Raw genomic sequence first — 17,007 nt, forward strand, 5'->3', positions numbered from 1 at the left:
TCCGTCTCCCCGATCGCACTGCTCGGCACCGTGTCTGCAGGCTGGTGGGGGACCTGCTGCAGATGGTCGTCGACGATGGTTCAGATCATATCGGGCGGGCTGGGTCAGTGCCTGGTCCGCACCCGGTGGCGGAGCGCCCCGGGCAAGGCTTGGTGTCCCCTTCAGCACGAAGACGTGATTGTCCACATGCCGCGATGGTTGCGCGGATGGTGAGAATATGGAGGCGGTTGTCAAGCAGGTCCCGTCGGGAGCCGAGGAAGAGATGGGTTACGCCCGCCGGCGTCGTCATCGCCTCCTCCACCTCCGGCTATCCGATGACCGACATGCAGACCGAGGCGGTCACGCCCGGCCGACTGGTCGTCGGCCACCCGTTCAACCCGACGTATCTGATCCCGCTCGTCGAGGTCGTCGGCGGGGAACGGACAGACCCGGAGACGGTGCGGTGGGCGTCCCGTTTCTACGAGGTGGCGGGCAAGTCCGTCATCACCATGGACCGCGAGGTCCCCGGCTTCATCGCGAACCGGCTCCAGGAAGCCTTGTGGCGGGAGGCCCTGCACATGGTCGCGACTGGTGAGGCGACGGTCCGCGACATCGACCTGTCCATCACCGAGGGCCCTGGCCTGCGCTGGGCGGTCATGGGCCCGATGCTCACCTTCGCGCTCGCGGGCGGCGAGGGCGGCATGGCCCACATGCTCGACCACTTCGGGCCGTCCCTGAAGTCCCCGTGGACCAGGCTGGAGGCCCCGGAACTGGACAGGGCGCTCCACGACGCCGTGGTCGCCGGCTGCGACGACGCCGCGGACGGCCGTACGATCGCCGATCTGGTCGCCGAACGCGACCGGGGCGTCATAGCGGTCCTGCGCTCCACCGGGCGCCTGCCCAGGGGCGGTGCCCAGTGAGCCTGCCCGGACTGCCGGGCACGCCGGGTCTGTCGGGCCTGCCGCTGTTCCGCGAGACCGTGCGCCCGGAGTGGATCGACTACAACGGGCACATGAGCGAGGCGTTCTACGTCCTGGTCTTCGGTTACGCGACGGACGCGCTGATGGAGGGTACGGGGATGGGCCCCGCGTGCCGCGAGAGCACCGGCTGCTCCATGTACACGGTCGAGTCCCACATCCGCTCCTGCGGGACGTATCGGAGGGCGCACGGCTCGCCGTACGCACGCGCGTGCTCGGCGCGGCCGGGAAGAAGGCGTGCTTCACGCATGAGATGTACGTCGTCACGGGGCCGGAAGCGGACGACCGCCCGGTGGCCACCACCGAGTTGCTCGCCCTTCACGTAGACCGGCGGGCGGGCCGTGCGACCCCCCTCCCCGATGCGGTCCGTGAGCGCCTCACGGCGCTGACGGAACCACCCCCCTCATGGGCCGGGCGCTCGATCACAGCGCCCTGAGGCCGTTGATCACGTCCCTCAGAATGCTCTCGTCCGGGAGTTCGGCAGGGGGCACGGGCCGGTTGACGTGGACGAACTCCCCCGCCACCAGGTCGCCCACGAGCACGCGCACCACGCCGATGGGCAGGTCGAGTTCGGCGGCGAGTTCGGCGACCGACTGCGGGGTGTCACGGCACAGGTCGACGATGTCCACGTGCTCCGGGGACAGCGTGTGGTCGCCTTCCGGGTCGTCCGCCTGGGATTCCGTGACGACCACCGCGATGAGGTCGAGGCGGTGCTGTCCCTGACTGGTGGTGCGGCCGCGCGTCATGGCGTACGGACGGACGACCGGTCCGGCGTCGTCGTCGAACCAGTGGCTTCTTCCCTGACCGTCTGTGCTCATGTCATCTCACTACCCGCCCTGAGGCAGATCGGTGCGCGGAGCGGCACCCAGATGCACACCGACCCGCTTCACCAGGAGCGTCATCTCGTACGCGACCAGGCCCACGTCCGAATCCGCGTCCGAGAGCACGGCGAGGCAGCTGCCGTCGCCTGCGGCCGTGACGAACAGGAAGGCGTCGTCGAGTTCGACGACCGTCTGCCGGACGTTGCCCGCCTCGAAGTGGCGGCCCACGCCCTTGGCAAGGCTGTGGAACCCCGAGGCGACGGCGGCCAGGTGCTCGCTGTCCTCTCGGGTCAGGTCTCTGGACACGCCCGTCGGCAGGCCGTCGCCGGAGAGCACGAGGGCCTTGCGGATGCTCGCGACGCGCTCCACCAGGTCGTCGAGGAGCCAGTTGAGCTCGCCGTTCTGGTTACCCGCGGTGTTGCCGGTCGCCTTCGGTGCGGTCATCGACCGTCCCCCTTCGTTCCTTGTGGTGCTGTGCCGCTGTGGGCGTCGTCGCCCGCGGCGTTCTCCTCGCGGCCGCGCTGCCAGCCGCGCTGGAGCGAGGCCATACGGCTGCGTACCTCGTCGGCGTCCCGATCGGCCGGCTCCGCCGTGTCGTCGGGGCGCCGCCCGGGGCTCTGCTTCAGCTGCGGGGCCAGGTTGGCCTGGCGTACGCGGCGGGGCAACGGGGCCGTGCCGGAGCCGGAGTCGGACGCCTGGGGCGCGGTGTCGGGGCGTCCGGCGGACAGGTCCGGGCCGCTGGACGTGATCTCTGCGCGCCGGGTACGCCTGGGGAGGGCGGGGGCGTCGGGCCGTTCGGCGGTCGGGGACTCGGTGCGCTGGTCGTCGAGGCGGTCGGCCACGCCGGTGCCCCGGCGCAGCGGGTTCGCGCCACGGCGGCGGGTGGGCAGCGGGGCCGGTCCCAGTGGTGCGGCCGGCTGGGGGCGCGACCGGCTCGGGCCCGCAGGGGACTCCTCGTCCCCCTCCTCGCGCCGCCCTCGCTGCTCGGTGACCGGGCGTCCGTGGGAGCTGACCAGCTTGGGGGTCCGGTGGCGGGGCAGCGGGACCGGGGCGTCGAGGTCGTCGTCGGCCTGGCCCGCGTCGCCCGGCTCGGAAGCCTGGTTCTGCTGCTCGCCGTGCCGGGAGGGCGTCTCGTCGTCCGTACGGGTGAGGGAGCGGCGCGGGCGGAACAGTCCGCCGCGTTCGCTGTCCTCGTCGTCCAGGGCGCCCGGGAAGTCGTCGAGGGCGTCCAGGTCGACGGGAGCCTCCAGTTCGACCGGGCCGTCCAGGAGCGCGGCCGGAAGGCCCGGCAGCTGCCCCGACGCCTGGGAGAGCGGGGCGCGGCGGGCCTCCTCCAGCTCGGCCTCCTTGGAGGGCCGGGGCCGGTCGAGGCGGAAGCCGATGCCGTTGGTGTCCGGGACGTCGTCCGTCAGCAGGGTGTCGGGGATGAAGACGACGGCCGTGGTGCCGCCGTAGGGGGACGGCTGGAGGGAGACCCGGACGTGCTGCCGCTGGGCGAGCCGGCTGACCACGAACAGGCCCAGCCGGTCGGTGTCGGACAGCTCGAACTCCGGCGTCTCGGCGAGCCGGAGGTTGGCGTCCAGGAGCGCGTCGGCGGCCATGCCGAGGCCACGGTCGTGGATCTCCAGGGTGAAACCGTTGGCGACGCGTTCGCCGACGACCTGGACGGCGGTGTGCGGCGGGGAGAACACCGTGGCGTTCTCCAGGAGTTCGGCGACGAGGTGCGTGAGGTCCGCGACCGCCGGGCCGGTGACCGCGACCCGGGGCAGCCGGCGGACCTCGATGCGCTCGTAGTCCTCGACCTCGGCGACGGCGGCGCGTACGACGTCCATGAGCTGAACGGGTTTGCGCCACTGCCGGGAGGGGGCGGCGCCGGAGAGGATCACCAGGCCCTCGGCGTGCCGGCGCATACGGGTGGTCAGGTGGTCGAGGCGGAAGAGGTCGGCGAGTTCGTCGGTGTCCTCGGTCCGCCGCTCCATGGCGTCGAGCAGGGTGAGTTGCTTGTGCAGGAGGACCTGGCTGCGGCGGGCGAGGTTCACGAAGACCTCGGAGACGCCGGCCCGGAGCTCGGCCTGTTTGACGGCGGCCTCGACGGCGGCGCGTTGCAGGGTGTTGAGGGCCTGGCCGACATCGCCGATCTCGTTCTTGTCGTACTCCAGGCGCGGGACCTCGGTCTCCACGTCGATCTGTTCGCCCACCGAGAGGCGGCGCATCACGCTGGGCAGCCGGACGCCGGACGCCTCGTGGGCCTCCAGGCGCAGTTGTCGCAGGTCGCGGATGAGGCCACGGCCGACGCGCACGGACAGGACGAGGGAGAAGAGCAGGGCGGCGAGGCCGAGGAGGCCGGCGACGGCAGCCTTGACGATGACGGCCATGGCGTCGGGGCGGACGCGGTCCTGATAGCGGTCGCCGGCCTGGTCGTTGAGCGTGGCGAGCTCGTCGAGGGCACTGCCCGCGGCGGCGTCCCAGCTCTTGGCGCTCACCGCGCCGGGGGGCGGGCCGGGGTCGGAGGCGATGACGGCCTGTTCCGCCGACCGCAGCGGGGCGGTGGTGGCGTTCTTCCAGAAGCGTTCGTAGCGTTCTCGCTCCGTCGCGGGCAGCACCGGCAGGCTGATGTCGTACATCAGGGTGCGCTGGGCGGCGAGGTCGGCGATGTCGCGGATCTCCTCGCGGGAGAGTTTCCCGACCACCAGGGCGGAGCCCAGCAGGGCGTCCTCACGGGAGAGCAGTTCGCGGGCTCGGGTGATGTTCACCAGGACCCGGGCCTGCTTGTCCAGCTCCACGCTGTCGACGCCGTCGGTGGAAGCCAGCAGGGCGTAGCAGGGGTCGACGAGACGGTTGTAGAGGTCGAGGGCCTGCGTCCGGTTGACCGTGCCCTCCTCGACGCTGCGGCGCAGGGAGTCGATGCCGTCCAACGCGTCCAGGACGGTGGTGAGGTGTTCGTCGTCGTCCGCGTCCAGTGCGTCGCGGGCGTCGGGGTCCTTGGCGTTCTCGCGGATCTTGGCGATGGCGTCGTCGGTGGCGCCGCGTGTGCTGCGCAGCGCGGACAGCGCGTCGGAGGCCCGGGGATCGGCGAGGTAGACGAGGGTCTGCCGGCGTTCCTGCTGGAGGACCCGGACGGTGTCCTCGGTGGGGTAGCCGATCTTCTCGACGACGGAGGACACGTGGAACAGCTGGGCGACTTCCCGGCCCGTGAGTACCGTGGCGAAGCCCCAGATCGCGATCAGGGACACCAGCGGCACGAGGAGCAGCGCCACGATCTTCCGGCGGATCGACTTCCCGCGAAAGCGCATGGCCTCCCCCAGTTCGACCCCCCACCGGCAGGGGTACAGATGTGCGTCAACAAACGTGCGCGAGCCTACTACTGACGCAGAGGTAACTCGAAGACCGGTCCGGAAGCTGAACTTCCGCACCGAGGGCGAGACATGGGGAGTTGTCCGCTCATTGGAGGAGATCGACTCCTGTCTTTCCTCGGCGGCCGTCGGTGAGGGCGTGATCGATCCGTCTGCCCAGTTGGCCGGAATTTTGCGTTCGTTGGGAATCTTGAAGGGGATTCGTTCGTCGTTATCCATGGGAGTTGGGGGCGGAATCGGCCACAGGAGCTGCAACCCGCACCCGGGCGGCGTAAATCAGCGCAAGCCGGGCAGCCACTGGGAAGCCGGGTCTTCGGACACGGAGCGAGCAGTCTGCCGGCGGTGGGGAGTGACACGGTGATGGGCACGGCGGAGCGACAAGAGACGCTGCCGGACAGCGGGTCGGCGCGTTCGACGGCGCAGCGGGACCCCGAGGCGCTGGATCACGACATTCCGACGGACGGGGGCGGGGCAGCGGCGCACAAGGGCGCGACCGACCCCGTCCGGCGCGTGGAGCGCGGTGCGGCACGAGCGCAGCCCGAGTACCGGCCGTTGTGGATCGAGGAGCCTGCGCAGCGGCGCCGGTTGCCCGATCCGGTGCGGACGTCGGCGGTGCGGGCGGTGCTGATCATCGCCGTGACGCTGATCCAGGCGATGGTGGCCTTCCTGTGCACCATGGCCGGTTCCTGGCTGGCGTTCCCGATGGTGCTCAGCAGCGTCGCCAGCACGGTGGTGGCCACCTGGGGCGCCCTCGACGTCTGGGTGACCCGCCAGGTGTGGAACCAGCGTCATGGCGTGGTGTCCACGCCCAGCAGCACCGCGCGTGCGCTGCGACGCGAGCGGCGCAGGGCACGGCGACAGACACGGGCCGCCGAGCGGGCCCAGGAGCGCATACGCCGGCAAGGCGGCGCGGGGCAGCTGTCGCACTCCTGAGGAACTTCCGGGCCGGCCCGGAAGAACGGCTTGCGGCGTCCGGGCCGGCGGCGTTCAGAGTGCGGCCGGCTGCGGCCTGCTCCCTCCGCGTACGAGTTCCCGTCGCGCCCGCATGAAGGGGCGTGGCCGGTCCACGGAGAGCACCGCGGTCGTACGGCCGTCCCGCTCGTACAGGGCGAGGAAGCCGCCCTCGGCCGGTGCGTCGTCGGCGAGTTCGCCCTCGGCGATGCGGACGCTGTCCCCGTCCTGCCGACGGCCGGCGAACTGGATGCGGGCGCCGTACTGGTCCGACCAGAAGTACGGCAGTGAGCCCGCGGTCTCCCGGGTGCGCCCGGCGAGCAGATTGGCCACGGCGACCCGGGGCTGCTCCGTCGCGGACGTCCAGTGTTCGGCGCGGGTGCCGCCGACACGGGCGACATCGCCGACGGCGACCACCTGCGGCAGGGCCGTCACACAGCCGTCGTCGCACAGCACGCCGTCGTGCAGGGCGAGCGTAGAGCCCGCCAGCCAGGCGGTGTTGGGGGTGGCGCCGATGCCGACGATCACCGTGTCGGCGGGCAGGACACGGCCGTCGGAGAGTGCGACGCCGGTGACGGCGGCCGTGCCGCGCAGTCCGGCCACCCCGGTGCCCGTGACCAGGTCCACCCCGCCACGCCGGTGCAGCGCTGCGCACACGGCGGCCATCTCGGGGCCGAGTTGGGGCACGAGCGGAAGCGGCGCGGCCTCGACGACGGTGACGGTGTGGCCGAGGGCGGCGCAGGAGGACGCGGTCTCGGCGCCGACGAAGCCGCCGCCGATGACGACGACCTGACGGGGTCCGCCGCCGAGCTCGTCGCGCAGGGCACGGGCGTCGTCGAGGGTGCGCAGGGTGTGCACCCCGGTGAGGCGGGAGCCCGGGAGACGGCGGGCCGAGGCGCCGGTGGCGATGACGACACCGTCGGTGGACACCGTACGGCCGTCGTCGAGGAGCACGGTCCGGCCGCGGGCGTCGAGGCCGCGGGCCCGTTTGCCGAGCAGCCACTCGGCGTCGAGTTCGGCGGCCTCCTCGGCGTCCGTGAGAGCCAGCTGGTCCTCAGCGGCGCGGCCGGTGAGGAAGTCCTTGGAGAGGGGAGGCCGGTCGTACGGGCGGTGGGTTTCGTCGCCGACGATCACCAGGCGTCCGTCGAAGCCCTGGGAGCGCAGTTCCCGGGCCGCGTACAGACCGGAGAGGGAGGCGCCGACGACGGTCACGGTCCTCATGCGGCGGTACCCTCCTCCGCGGCGACGTGGACGTGGATCATCCCGTCGTCGACGCTGACCCGGTGGGTGCGGACGGGTCGCCTGGCCGGGAGGCAGGTCGGCTGTCCGGAGCGGAGATCGAATGAAGCCGCGTGCAGTGGGCATTCGACCAGACAGCCCTCCAGCCAGCCCTCGGAGAGGGACGCGTCCTGATGGGTGCAGGTGTCGTCGATGGCGTACAGCTCGCCGTCCTCGGTGCGGAACACGGCGATGGGCGGTGTCGTCTCGACGCGGACGGACTCGCCGTCGGGGAGGTCTTCGAAGCGGCAGACGGGAATCACGGGCCCCCCTCTCGGTCCGGGACGCTCGGTCCGGACCTGTGTGGTCCAGTTTGATCAGTGAGTGCGGACCGTCGTTGGCCCGGCAGCAAGGGAGTGCGGAAGCGAGGAGTTCAGTCAGCGCCGGACCTTGCCGAACCTTCGTGTCGAACCTTCGTCGAACCTTCATCGGTCCGAACCGGTCCGCACTGATCCGTACTGTTCGGCCCCCTTACGGGCGCCGGACGCTTCGGTAACATGATGTTTCACATGGCGCACGAGCAAGCGCTATGCGCAACAGAATCCGGGCGGGACGACCGTCACGTCAAGGGGTTCCCGCAGATGCGGCCCGAACCGGGCCCACAGGTGGTGAGAGTTGAGCCATGACCCGCACGCAGAAGCAGCCCGACCGCAGCGAGGAGAAGGCCGCGACCCCGGAGAAGAACGGCAGAGGGGCGGCCAGCGCCGTCCAGTCGGTGGACCGTGCCGTGAGCGTGCTGGAGATCCTGGCCCGACATGGTGAGGCGGGCGTCACCGAGATCGCCGACGAGCTGGAGGTGCACAAGTCCACCGCGTTCCGGCTGCTCGGCGTCCTGGAGAACCGCGGGCTGGTGGCCCAGGCCAAGGACCGCGGCAAGTACTACCTGGGAGCCGGCGTACTACGCCTGGCGGGGGCGGCGGCAGTACGGCTGGACATCTCGCAGGAAGGCGTCCCGGTCTGCCGGGAACTCGCCGACGAGCTGGGCGAGACGGTGAACATCGCGGTCCTGGACGACGATGCGGCGGTCAACATCATGCAGGCCCGCGGCACCGCATCCGTGACGGCGCAGAACTGGCTGGGCAGACGCACCCCGCTGCACGCCACCTCCAGCGGCAAGGTGCTGCTCGCGCACATGCCGCCCACCCTGCGCGAGGGCCTGCTCGCGCGTTCCCTGCCGCGCTTCACGGAGCGGACCATCACCGGCGCCTCCGTACTGCGGGGCGAGCTGGAGGCCGTGGTGGAGCAGGGCTACGGCATCACCATCGAGGAACTGGAGCTGGGCCTGGCCGCCGCGGCTGCCCCGATCCGGTCGCACGACGGCAAGGTCATCGCCGCCATCAGCGTCTCGGGCCCGGTGTACCGCCTCAACAGCGACCGACTGCCGGAGCTGGCCAAGCGCACGGTGGCGGCCGGGGCCGAGCTGTCCCGCCGGATGGGATACGGCTTCTGACCGATCCCCGAACAGACACGCAAGAGCACGAACGCGGCGCGGGACCGGGAATCTCCTGGTCTCGCGCCGCCGTGTGTCCGGCAGGTTTCGCCCCACAGATTCCTTTTGCCAAGGGTTAACTCGCACCTCTTGACGACCGCTCGATGGCGTTCTCAATATGTTCCTCAACGCGCAACCCATCGCGCATTGCGCAACAGCAGAGGAGCTTGGTCGTGCCACACGAGGTCCGTGCCGTAGTCGCTGTGAAAAAGGGCGCACCCGTCGAGGTGCAGACCATCGTCGTTCCCGACCCGGGTCCCGGAGAGGTGCTCGTCGCCGTGCAGGCCTGCGGGGTCTGCCACACGGATCTGCACTATCGGGAGGGCGCGATCAACGACGACTTCCCGTTCCTGCTGGGCCATGAGGCAGCCGGCACGATCGAGGCGGTCGGCGAGGGCGTGACCGACCTCGAACCGGGCGACTACGTGGTGCTGGCGTGGCGCGCGCCCTGCGGTTCCTGCCGTTCCTGTCGCCGTGGCCGCCCCTGGTACTGCTTCGACTCCCGCAACGCCACCCAGCCGATGACCCTCCTGGACGGCACCCCGCTGAGCAACGCCCTCGGCATCGGCGCCTTCGCCGAGAAGACCCTGGTCGCGGCGGGACAGGCGGTGAAGATCGACCCGGCCGCCCGTCCCGAGGCAGCGGGCCTCATCGGCTGCGGCGTGATGGCGGGGTACGGCGCCGCGGTCAACACCGGCCAGGTCGGCCGCGGCGACTCGGTCGCCGTCATCGGCTGCGGCGGCGTCGGCAACGCGGCCATCGCGGGCGCCTGCCTGAACGGTGCCATGAAGGTCATCGCCGTCGACATCGACGACAAGAAGCTCGACCAGGCGGAGAAGTTCGGCGCCACGCACACCGTCAACTCCCGCGGCACGGACCCGGTCGAGGCGGTCCGCGCCCTCACCGACGGCCACGGTGTGGACATCGCGATCGACGCGGTGGGCCGCCCGGAGACCTTCAAGCAGGCCTTCTACATGCGCGACCACGCCGGCCTGCTGGTCCAGGTCGGCGTCCCCTCCCCCGAGATGACGGTCGAGCTCCCGCTGATCGACGTGTTCTCGCGCGGCGGCGCCATCAAGTCGTCCTGGTACGGCGACTGCCTGCCGAGCCGCGACTTCCCGTTCCTGATCGACCAGTACCTGTACGGGCTGCTGGACCTGAACGCCTTCGTCACCGAGACCATCGCGCTCGACCAGGTCGAGGATGCCTTCGCCAAGATGCACCGCGGTGAGGTGCTGCGCTCGGTGGTCGTCCTATGAACGGCTCGGTACGTCCTGTGAAGGGCTCGGTACGGGTAGACCGGGTCGTCACGAAGGGCACCTTCAGCCTCGACGGCGAGACCTTCGACGCCGGCCGCAAACCGGACGGCGAGCTGACCGACGGCCGGATCCTCACCGTCGCCGGCATCGAGGTCCAGGTCGTCCACAACCCTGCTCACACCTGGGGCAGTTGCTCGCTGTACGCCCCGTTCCTGAACGCCGTGTTCACCGGCGACACCCTCTTCCACGGCGGCCCCGGCGCCACCGGCCGCTCCTACTCGGACCGTCCCACCATCGAGGCGTCCATCCGCAACCGGCTGCTCACCCTGCCCGGCGACACGGTCGTCCACACCGGGCACGGCCAGGACACGACGATCGCCGCCGAGCGGCCCAACGTGCCCACCGTCTGAGCGCTCCCTCAGGCTCGTTCGCTCCCCCTCAGGCTCCTTCGTCCCCCTCAAGCTCGTTCGCTCCCCTTCAAGCTCGTTCGGCTCCCCCTCAAGCTCGTTCGCTCCCCCTCAAGCGCGTTCACCCCCGTCCCCGGCAAGGAGGGGCATGTCCAGCACGCCCGAAAACCACTCTCACTCCCCACGCGTGGTCATCGTCGGCGCCGGCATCGTCGGCTGCTCCCTCGCCGACGAACTGACCGCCCGCGGCTGGACCGACGTCACCGTCCTGGAACAGGGCCCGCTGCCCGCCCCCGGCGGCTCCACCTCGCACGCGCCCGGCCTCGTCTTCCAGACCAGTCCGTCCAAGACGCTCGCCGGGTTCGCCAAGTACACGGTCGAGAAGTTCCTCTCCCTCGACGTGGACGGCGTCCCCTGCTTCAACCAGGTCGGCGGCCTGGAGCTCGCCACCACCCCGGAGCGCCTCGCCGAACTGCACCGCAGGGCCGGTTACGCCGCCGCCTGGGGCATCCGCGGCGAGATCGTCGACACCGCCCGCTGCAAGCAACTCTGGCCGCTCCTCGACGAGTCCGTGGTGCTCGGCGGCTTCCACACCCCCGACGACGGGCTCGCCCGCGCCCTGCTCGCGTCCCGCGCCCAGATGGAACGGGCCACCGGGAGAGGCGCCCGCTTCCTGGAACGCCACACGGTCACCGGGATCGAGAAGGAAGCAGGCCGGGTCGCTGCCGTCGTCACCGACCAGGGCACCTTCCCCGCCGACCACGTCGTCTCCGCGGCCGGTTTCTGGGGCCCGGTCATCGGCCGCATGGCCGGCATCGACGTCCCCCTGCAGCCGCTCGCCCACCAGTACGCGAAGACCGAGCCGCTCCCCGAGCTGAGCGCGGCGACCGCCGAGGCCTCGAAGCCGATCCTCCGCTTCCAGGACCGCGACCTCTACTTCCGCGAGCACACCGACCGCCTGGGCATCGGCTCCTACGCCCACAAGCCCATGCCGGTCGACCCGTTCGCGATCCTGCCGTACGACGAGGCCCGCGCGCAGAACCTGGACATGCCCTCCTCCTTCCCCTTCACCGAGGAGGACTGGGCCCCGAGCTGGGACGACTGCCGCCGGCTGGTCCCGGCCCTGCGGAACGCCGAGATCGAGGCCGGCTTCAACGGCGTCTTCTCCTTCACCCCGGACGGCATGCCGGTCCTCGGCGAGTCGCGGCAGCTGCGCGGCTTCTGGCTGGCCGAAGCCGTGTGGGTCACCCACTCCGCCGGTGTGGCCAAGGCCGTCGCCGAGTGGATGGTCGACGGGCGGCCCTCCCTCGACCTGCACGAGTGCGACCTCACGCGCTTCGAGGAAGCGCAGCGTTCACCGTCGTACATCCGTGAACGCGGTTCACAGCAGTTCGTCGAGGTGTACGACGTCCTCCACCCGCTCCAGCCGATGGAGCAGCCACGCCCCCTGCGCGTCAGCCCCTTCCACGCCCGGCAGCAGCAGCTCGGCGCGTTCTTCCTGGAGGGCGGCGGCTGGGAACGCCCGCACTGGTACGAGGCGAACGCCCCGCTCGTCGACGCGCTCGACCCGCTCCCCGAGCGCGACGCCTGGTCGGCCCGCTACTGGTCTCCCATCGCCGCCGCCGAGGCCAGGGCGACCCGCGAAAAAGTCGCCCTCTACGACATGACTCCCCTGCGGCGCCTCGAAGTCACCGGCCCCGGAGCCCTCGACTTCCTGAACCGCATGACCACCAACAACCTCCGCAAGAAGCCCGGCGCGGTCACCTACACGCTCCTCCTCGACGAGACCGGCGGCGTCCGCTCCGACCTCACCGTCGCCCGTCTCGCCCCCGACCGCTTCCAGGTCGGCGCCAACTCCCCCGCCGACCTCGACTGGCTCGCCCGCCACGCCCCCGACGACGTCCACATCAAGGACATCACCTCCGGTACCTGCTGCATCGGCGTCTGGGGCCCCCTCGCCCGCGACCTCGTCCAACCGCTGACCCGCGACGACTTCTCGCACGAGGCGTTCGGCTACTTCCGTGCGAAGGAGACGTACCTCGGGCACGTCCCGGTGACGGCCATGCGCCTGTCGTACGTCGGCGAGCTCGGCTGGGAGCTGTACACCACCGCCGACCTGGGCCTGCGCCTGTGGGACACGCTGTGGGAGGCCGGTCGGGAGCTCGGCGTGGTCGCGGCCGGCCGCTCGGCCTTCAACTCCCTGCGCCTGGAGAAGGGCTACCGGGCCTGGGGCACCGACATGACCGACGAGCACACCCCGTACGAGGCGGGCGTCGGCTTCGCGGTCCGCACGGACAAGGAGTTCGTGGGGCGCGAGGCGCTCACCGACGCGCCCCTCACCCGCAAGCTCATGCCCCTCCTCCTCGACGACCCCGCCGACGTGGTCCTCGGCAAGGAACCGGTCTACGTCGACGGCGTCCCCGCCGGCTACGTGACGAGCGCCGCGTACGGCTACACGCTCGGCCGCTGTGTCGCGTACGCCTGGCTGCCGGCCAGCCTGACCACCGGTGCCGGCGTGCACATCGAGTACTTCGGCGAGAAGGTCCCCGCGACCGTGGCCGAAGAGCCCCTCTTCGACCCGAAGATGACCCGCATCCGCCGTTGAGAATCCCCGGGCCAGAAGCCCGGAGACGCCCCAGGAGGCCCTCCGTGTCCCCCACCTACGACGTGATCGTCATCGGTCTCGGCGGTATGGGCAGCGCCGCCGCCCACCACCTGTCCGCGCGCGGCGCCCGCGTACTGGGCCTGGAGAAATTCGGCCCCGTGCACAACCGCGGCTCCAGCCACGGCGGTTCGCGGATCACCCGGCAGTCGTACTTCGAGGACCCGGCGTACGTCCCGCTGCTGCTGCGCGCCTACGAGCTGTATGAGGACCTGGAGCGGGCCACCGGCCGCGAGATCGCGATCCTCCCCGGCGGCGTGATGGTCGGCCGCCCCGACTCCCGGACCGTCTCCGGCTCGCTGCTCTCCGCCCAACAGTGGGGCCTGCCGCACGAGATGCTGGACGCGAAGGAGATCCGCCGCCGCTTCCCGACGCTCGCACCGGGGGACGACGAGGTCGCCCTGTTCGAGAAGAAGGCCGGTCTCCTGCGGCCCGAGAACACCGTCGCCGCGCACCTCCAGCTCGCCACCCGGCAGGGCGCCGACCTGCACTTCGAAGAGCCGATGACACGCTGGGAGCCGTACCGGGACGGCGTTCGCGTCCATACGGCGGAGAACACCTACACGGCCGCCCAGCTGGTGATCTGCCCGGGCGCGTGGGCGCCGCAGCTGCTCACCGACATCGGGGTGCCGTTCACCATCGAGCGGCAGGTCATGTACTGGTTCCAGCCGACCGGCGGTGTCCGGCCCTTCGTCCCCGAGAACCACCCGGTCTACATCTGGGAGGACGCGGCCGGCGTCCAGGTCTACGGCTTCCCGTCCATCGACGGCCCCGACCTCGGTGCCAAGGTCGCCTTCTTCCGCAAGGGCGAGGTCACCACCCCGGAGACCATCGACCGGACGGTCCACGAGGACGAGATCAAGGCGATGGCCGCCCACATGGCCGGCTGCATCCCCGACCTCCCCGGAACCTTCCTCAAGGCCGCCACCTGCATGTACTCCACCACCCCGGACGAGCACTTCGTCATCGCCCGGCACCCAGCGCACCCGGAGTCGGTGACCGTGGCCTGCGGGTTCTCCGGGCACGGCTTCAAGTTCGTGCCCGTCGTCGGCGAGATCCTCGCCGACCTGGCCCTGACCGGCACCACCGAGCACCCCATCGGCCTGTTCGACCCCGCCCGCCTCGCCGCCGCGCCCGCCTGAGGAGCCCGCCCGTGACGACGACCCCCGCCCCCGAGAGCCCGCTCTCCGAGGCCCACCGGATCTCCCCCAGCCTGATCGCCACCCTCCCCGGGGGCTACTACACCGACCCGGAGATCTTCCGGCAGGAGCAGGAGCACCTGTTCGAGTCGATGTGGTTCTGCGCCGTCCGCAGCGCCGACCTGGCCAACCCGGGCGCTTTCCGCACCGTCCAGATCGGCCGCGAGAACGTGCTCGTCACGCGGGGCCGCAAGGGCGAGCTGCGTGCCTTCCTCAACATCTGCCGCCATCGCGGTGCCCGGCTGTGCATGGAGGAGTCCGGCGAGGTCCGGCGCAACCTCCAGTGTCCGTACCACGCATGGACGTACGACCTCGACGGCAAGTTGATCGCCGCACCCAACTTGATCAAGATGCCGGACGTCGACCGGGTCGAGTACGGACTGGTCAAGGTGTCGCTGCGGGAGTGGCTCGGCTACGCGTGGGTGTGCCTCGCCGACGAACCGCCCTCCTTCGAGGAGACGGTCATGCACGCCGCCGTGGAACGGCTCGGCGACGTGGCCGCCATCGACCACTACGGCACCGAGAACCTCGCGCTCGGCAAGCGGATCGTCTACGACGTGAAGGCGAACTGGAAGCTGATCGTCGAGAACTTCATGGAGTGCTACCACTGCGCGACGATCCACCCCGAGCTCACGGATGTGCTCCCGGAGTTCGCCGACGGCTACGCGGCCCAGTACTACGTGGGCCATGGCGCCGAGTTCGGCCAGGAGGTCAAGGGCTTCACGGTCGACGGCAGCGAGGGCTTCGCCAAGCTGCCCTCGGTCTCCGAGGACCAGGACCGCCGCTACTACGCCATCACCGTGAAGCCGACGGTGTTCATCAACCTGGTACCGGACCATGTGATCCTGCACCGCATGTTCCCGATGAGCGAGGACCGCACGGTCGTCGAGTGCGACTGGCTGTACGCGCCGGAGGTGGTGGAGTCCGGGGCGGACCTGTCGAAGTCGGTGGAGCTCTTCCACCGGGTCAACGAGCAGGACTTCGAGGCCTGTGAACGGACGCAGCCGGCAATGGCGTCGCGTGCCTACCGCAGGGGTGGTGTGCTGGTCCCCAACGAGCACCACATCGGGATCTTCCACGAGTGGCTCTTGGAGAAGCTGGGAGGCGGCCATGCCTGACCTGTTCATTGACGGCGCGTGGCGGAGTGCGGTCGACGAGCGCACCCGCGAGATCCGCTGCCCCGCCGACGGTTCCCTGGTGGGGGTCGTGGACGAGGCGGGCGGCAAGGACACGGTGGAGGCGATCGCCGCCGCCCGCCGGGCCTTCGACGAGGGGCCGTGGCCGCGCACGTCCCCGAACGAGCGCGGTGACCTGCTGCTGCGGGTCGCCGATCTCCTGATCCGGGACAAGGACGCGCTCGCCCGCGCCGAGTCCCTGGACACCGGGAAGCGGCTCGTCGAGAGCGAGTACGACATCGACGACATCGCCAACTGCTTCCGCTACTTCGGGCGGCTGGTCGCGAGCGAGACCGGCCGGGTCGTCGACACGGGTACGGAGGGCGTCGACAGCCGGGTGGTGTACGAGCCGGTCGGCGTCTGCGCGCTGATCACGCCGTGGAACTACCCGCTGCTGCAGACGGCCTGGAAGGTCGCCCCGGCCCTCGCGGCCGGCAACACCTTCGTGCTGAAGCCGAGTGAACTGACCCCGCACACCGCGATCCACCTCATGCGGCTCCTGGCGGAGGCCGGGCTGCCCGCCGGGGTCGGCAACCTGGTCCTGGGCGCCGGTCCGGAGGCCGGTGCCCCGCTCGGCGACCATCCGGACGTCGACCTCGTCTCCTTCACCGGCGGCCTGCAGACCGGTCGCCGCCTGATGGTGGCCGCGGCCGGGACCGTGAAGAAGGTCGCGCTGGAACTCGGCGGCAAGAATCCCAACATCGTCTTCGCCGACGCGGGCTTCGAGGCGGCCGTGGACATGGCGCTGACGGCCGTGTTCCTGCACTCCGGGCAGGTCTGCTCGTCTGGGGCACGGCTGCTGGTCGAGGACTCCCTGCACGACCGGTTCGTGGACGAGGTGGTACGCCGGGCCTCGGAGATCAGGCTCGGGGGCCCGTTCGACGAACAGGCCCAGACCGGGCCGCTGATCTCGGCGGCACACCGCTCGAAGGTCGAGGCGTACGTCGCCAAGGGCCTGGAGGAGGGGGCGGTACTGCGCTGCGGGGGCGCGCGGCCGTCCGGGCCGGGCTTCGACGACGGCTTCTACTACCCGCCGACCGTGCTGGACGAGTGCACCGCGGGGATGTCGGTCGTCCAGGAGGAGTCCTTCGGGCCGGTCCTCACCGTCGAGCGCTTCACCAGCGAGGACGAGGCGGTGCGCGTCGCGAACGACACCATCTACGGCCTCGCCGGCGCCGTCTGGACGAGCGACGAGGCCAAGGCGGCCCGGGTCGCCGGGCGGCTGCGGCTCGGTACGGTCTGGATCAACGACTACCACCCCTACGTACCGCAGGCGGAGTGGGGCGGATTCAAGCAGTCCGGCTTCGGCCGCGAACTCGGACCGTCGGGCCTCGCCGAATATCGCGAGACGAAGCACATCTGGCGCAACACGGCCCCGACACCGCAGGGTTGGTTCGACTGACCCATGCGTAACATCCCGCACACGCCCCCCACGTACAACCCCCCTCATTGAACCC

General features: G+C 70.9%; 13 protein-coding genes and 2 pseudogenes. 10 read left to right on the forward strand and 5 right to left on the reverse strand.

The features are described from left to right. Nucleotides 1–269: 269 nt before the first annotated feature. Nucleotides 270–899, forward strand: a pseudogene (locus tag ADK57_RS07165) (3-hydroxyacyl-CoA dehydrogenase NAD-binding domain-containing protein); the annotation flags it as partial. A 29-nt stretch (nucleotides 900–928) separates the two neighbouring features. Further along, nucleotides 929–1,392 (forward strand): annotated as a pseudogene (locus ADK57_RS47035) (thioesterase family protein). Here ADK57_RS47035 and ADK57_RS07175 read toward each other — a convergent pair. The 3 genes from ADK57_RS07175 to ADK57_RS07185 are packed head-to-tail and all read right to left on the reverse strand — an operon-like array spanning nucleotide 1,379 to nucleotide 5,070. Beyond that, nucleotides 1,379–1,774, reverse strand: coding sequence for a DUF742 domain-containing protein (locus ADK57_RS07175; RefSeq protein WP_053748509.1), 396 nt, complete (start codon nucleotides 1,772–1,774; stop codon nucleotides 1,379–1,381). The pseudogene ADK57_RS47035 and the gene ADK57_RS07175 overlap by 14 nt on opposite strands. Before the next feature lie 9 nt (nucleotides 1,775–1,783). Then, nucleotides 1,784–2,221, reverse strand: coding sequence for a roadblock/LC7 domain-containing protein (locus ADK57_RS07180; RefSeq protein ID WP_053748510.1), 438 nt, complete (start codon nucleotides 2,219–2,221; stop codon nucleotides 1,784–1,786). Continuing rightward, on the reverse strand, nucleotides 2,218–5,070 hold the full coding sequence (locus tag ADK57_RS07185) for a nitrate- and nitrite sensing domain-containing protein (protein WP_053748511.1): 2,853 nt from the start codon (nucleotides 5,068–5,070) through the stop codon (nucleotides 2,218–2,220). The genes ADK57_RS07180 and ADK57_RS07185 overlap by 4 nt, the downstream gene beginning before the upstream one ends. Before the next feature lie 420 nt (nucleotides 5,071–5,490). Here ADK57_RS07185 and ADK57_RS07190 point away from each other — a divergent pair, with 420 nt between their 5' ends. Beyond that, nucleotides 5,491–6,063 carry a hypothetical protein gene (locus tag ADK57_RS07190; protein WP_053748691.1) on the forward strand — a complete coding sequence of 191 codons (573 nt, stop codon included), beginning with the start codon at nucleotides 5,491–5,493 and terminating at the stop codon, nucleotides 6,061–6,063. Between the two features lie 54 nt (nucleotides 6,064–6,117). Here the strand turns inward: ADK57_RS07190 and ADK57_RS07195 are convergent, their stop codons facing one another. Beyond that, a complete protein-coding gene (locus ADK57_RS07195; RefSeq protein WP_199830496.1) occupies nucleotides 6,118–7,302 on the reverse strand; it encodes an NAD(P)/FAD-dependent oxidoreductase in 1,185 nt (394 codons plus the stop codon). Continuing rightward, entirely contained in the window at nucleotides 7,299–7,622 is a 324-nt protein-coding gene (locus tag ADK57_RS07200) for a bifunctional 3-phenylpropionate/cinnamic acid dioxygenase ferredoxin subunit (RefSeq protein ID WP_053748512.1), read from the reverse strand. Before ADK57_RS07200 ends, ADK57_RS07195 begins: the two co-directional genes overlap by 4 nt. Before the next feature lie 359 nt (nucleotides 7,623–7,981). On the opposite strand from ADK57_RS07200, the gene ADK57_RS07205 reads away from it, so the two are divergent. The 7 genes from ADK57_RS07205 to ADK57_RS07235 all read left to right on the forward strand — a co-directional run bounded on the left by ADK57_RS07205 (nucleotide 7,982) and on the right by ADK57_RS07235 (nucleotide 16,952). Next, entirely contained in the window at nucleotides 7,982–8,809 is an 828-nt protein-coding gene (locus ADK57_RS07205; RefSeq protein WP_199830497.1) for an IclR family transcriptional regulator, read from the forward strand. Between the two features lie 212 nt (nucleotides 8,810–9,021). Then, on the forward strand, nucleotides 9,022–10,107 hold the full coding sequence (locus tag ADK57_RS07210) for an S-(hydroxymethyl)mycothiol dehydrogenase (RefSeq protein WP_053748513.1): 1,086 nt from the start codon (nucleotides 9,022–9,024) through the stop codon (nucleotides 10,105–10,107). After that, nucleotides 10,104–10,517: an MBL fold metallo-hydrolase gene (locus ADK57_RS07215; RefSeq protein WP_053748514.1), complete on the forward strand. Its 414-nt coding sequence runs from the start codon at nucleotides 10,104–10,106 to the stop codon at nucleotides 10,515–10,517. The genes ADK57_RS07210 and ADK57_RS07215 overlap by 4 nt, the downstream gene beginning before the upstream one ends. Before the next feature lie 145 nt (nucleotides 10,518–10,662). Continuing rightward, nucleotides 10,663–13,119: a GcvT family protein gene (locus ADK57_RS07220; RefSeq protein ID WP_053748515.1), complete on the forward strand. Its 2,457-nt coding sequence runs from the start codon at nucleotides 10,663–10,665 to the stop codon at nucleotides 13,117–13,119. A gap of 44 nt (nucleotides 13,120–13,163) precedes the next feature. After that, nucleotides 13,164–14,318 (forward strand): N-methyl-L-tryptophan oxidase, encoded by a 1,155-nt coding sequence (gene solA, locus ADK57_RS07225; protein ID WP_053748516.1) that lies wholly within the window; start codon nucleotides 13,164–13,166, stop codon nucleotides 14,316–14,318. Between the two features lie 11 nt (nucleotides 14,319–14,329). Then, the gene (locus ADK57_RS07230; RefSeq protein ID WP_053748517.1) at nucleotides 14,330–15,493 is read left to right on the forward strand and encodes an aromatic ring-hydroxylating oxygenase subunit alpha; all 1,164 of its coding nucleotides are present in this window, start codon (nucleotides 14,330–14,332) and stop codon (nucleotides 15,491–15,493) included. Beyond that, the gene (locus ADK57_RS07235) at nucleotides 15,486–16,952 is read left to right on the forward strand and encodes an aldehyde dehydrogenase family protein (protein WP_053748518.1); all 1,467 of its coding nucleotides are present in this window, start codon (nucleotides 15,486–15,488) and stop codon (nucleotides 16,950–16,952) included. Before ADK57_RS07230 ends, ADK57_RS07235 begins: the two co-directional genes overlap by 8 nt. The last annotated feature ends 55 nt before the right edge of the window (nucleotides 16,953–17,007 follow it).

Origin of the sequence: Streptomyces sp. MMG1533 (assembly GCF_001279775.1) — a bacterium.
Classification (GTDB): Bacteria; Actinomycetota; Actinomycetes; order Streptomycetales; family Streptomycetaceae; genus Streptomyces.

Bases quoted from the DNA above. Each gene is read 5' to 3' on its own strand.
- ADK57_RS07175 (WP_053748509.1), bottom strand. From the start codon at position 1,774: ATGAGCACAGACGGTCAGGGAAGAAGCCACTGGTTCGACGACGACGCC.
- ADK57_RS07180 (WP_053748510.1), bottom strand. From the start codon at position 2,221: ATGACCGCACCGAAGGCGACCGGCAACACCGCGGGTAACCAGAACGGC.
- ADK57_RS07185 (WP_053748511.1), bottom strand. From the start codon at position 5,070: ATGCGCTTTCGCGGGAAGTCGATCCGCCGGAAGATCGTGGCGCTGCTC.
- ADK57_RS07190 (WP_053748691.1), top strand. From the start codon at position 5,491: ATGGGCACGGCGGAGCGACAAGAGACGCTGCCGGACAGCGGGTCGGCG.
- ADK57_RS07195 (WP_199830496.1), bottom strand. From the start codon at position 7,302: ATGAGGACCGTGACCGTCGTCGGCGCCTCCCTCTCCGGTCTGTACGCG.
- ADK57_RS07205 (WP_199830497.1), top strand. From the start codon at position 7,982: ATGACCCGCACGCAGAAGCAGCCCGACCGCAGCGAGGAGAAGGCCGCG.
- ADK57_RS07215 (WP_053748514.1), top strand. From the start codon at position 10,104: ATGAACGGCTCGGTACGTCCTGTGAAGGGCTCGGTACGGGTAGACCGG.
- ADK57_RS07220 (WP_053748515.1), top strand. From the start codon at position 10,663: ATGTCCAGCACGCCCGAAAACCACTCTCACTCCCCACGCGTGGTCATC.
- ADK57_RS07235 (WP_053748518.1), top strand. From the start codon at position 15,486: ATGCCTGACCTGTTCATTGACGGCGCGTGGCGGAGTGCGGTCGACGAG.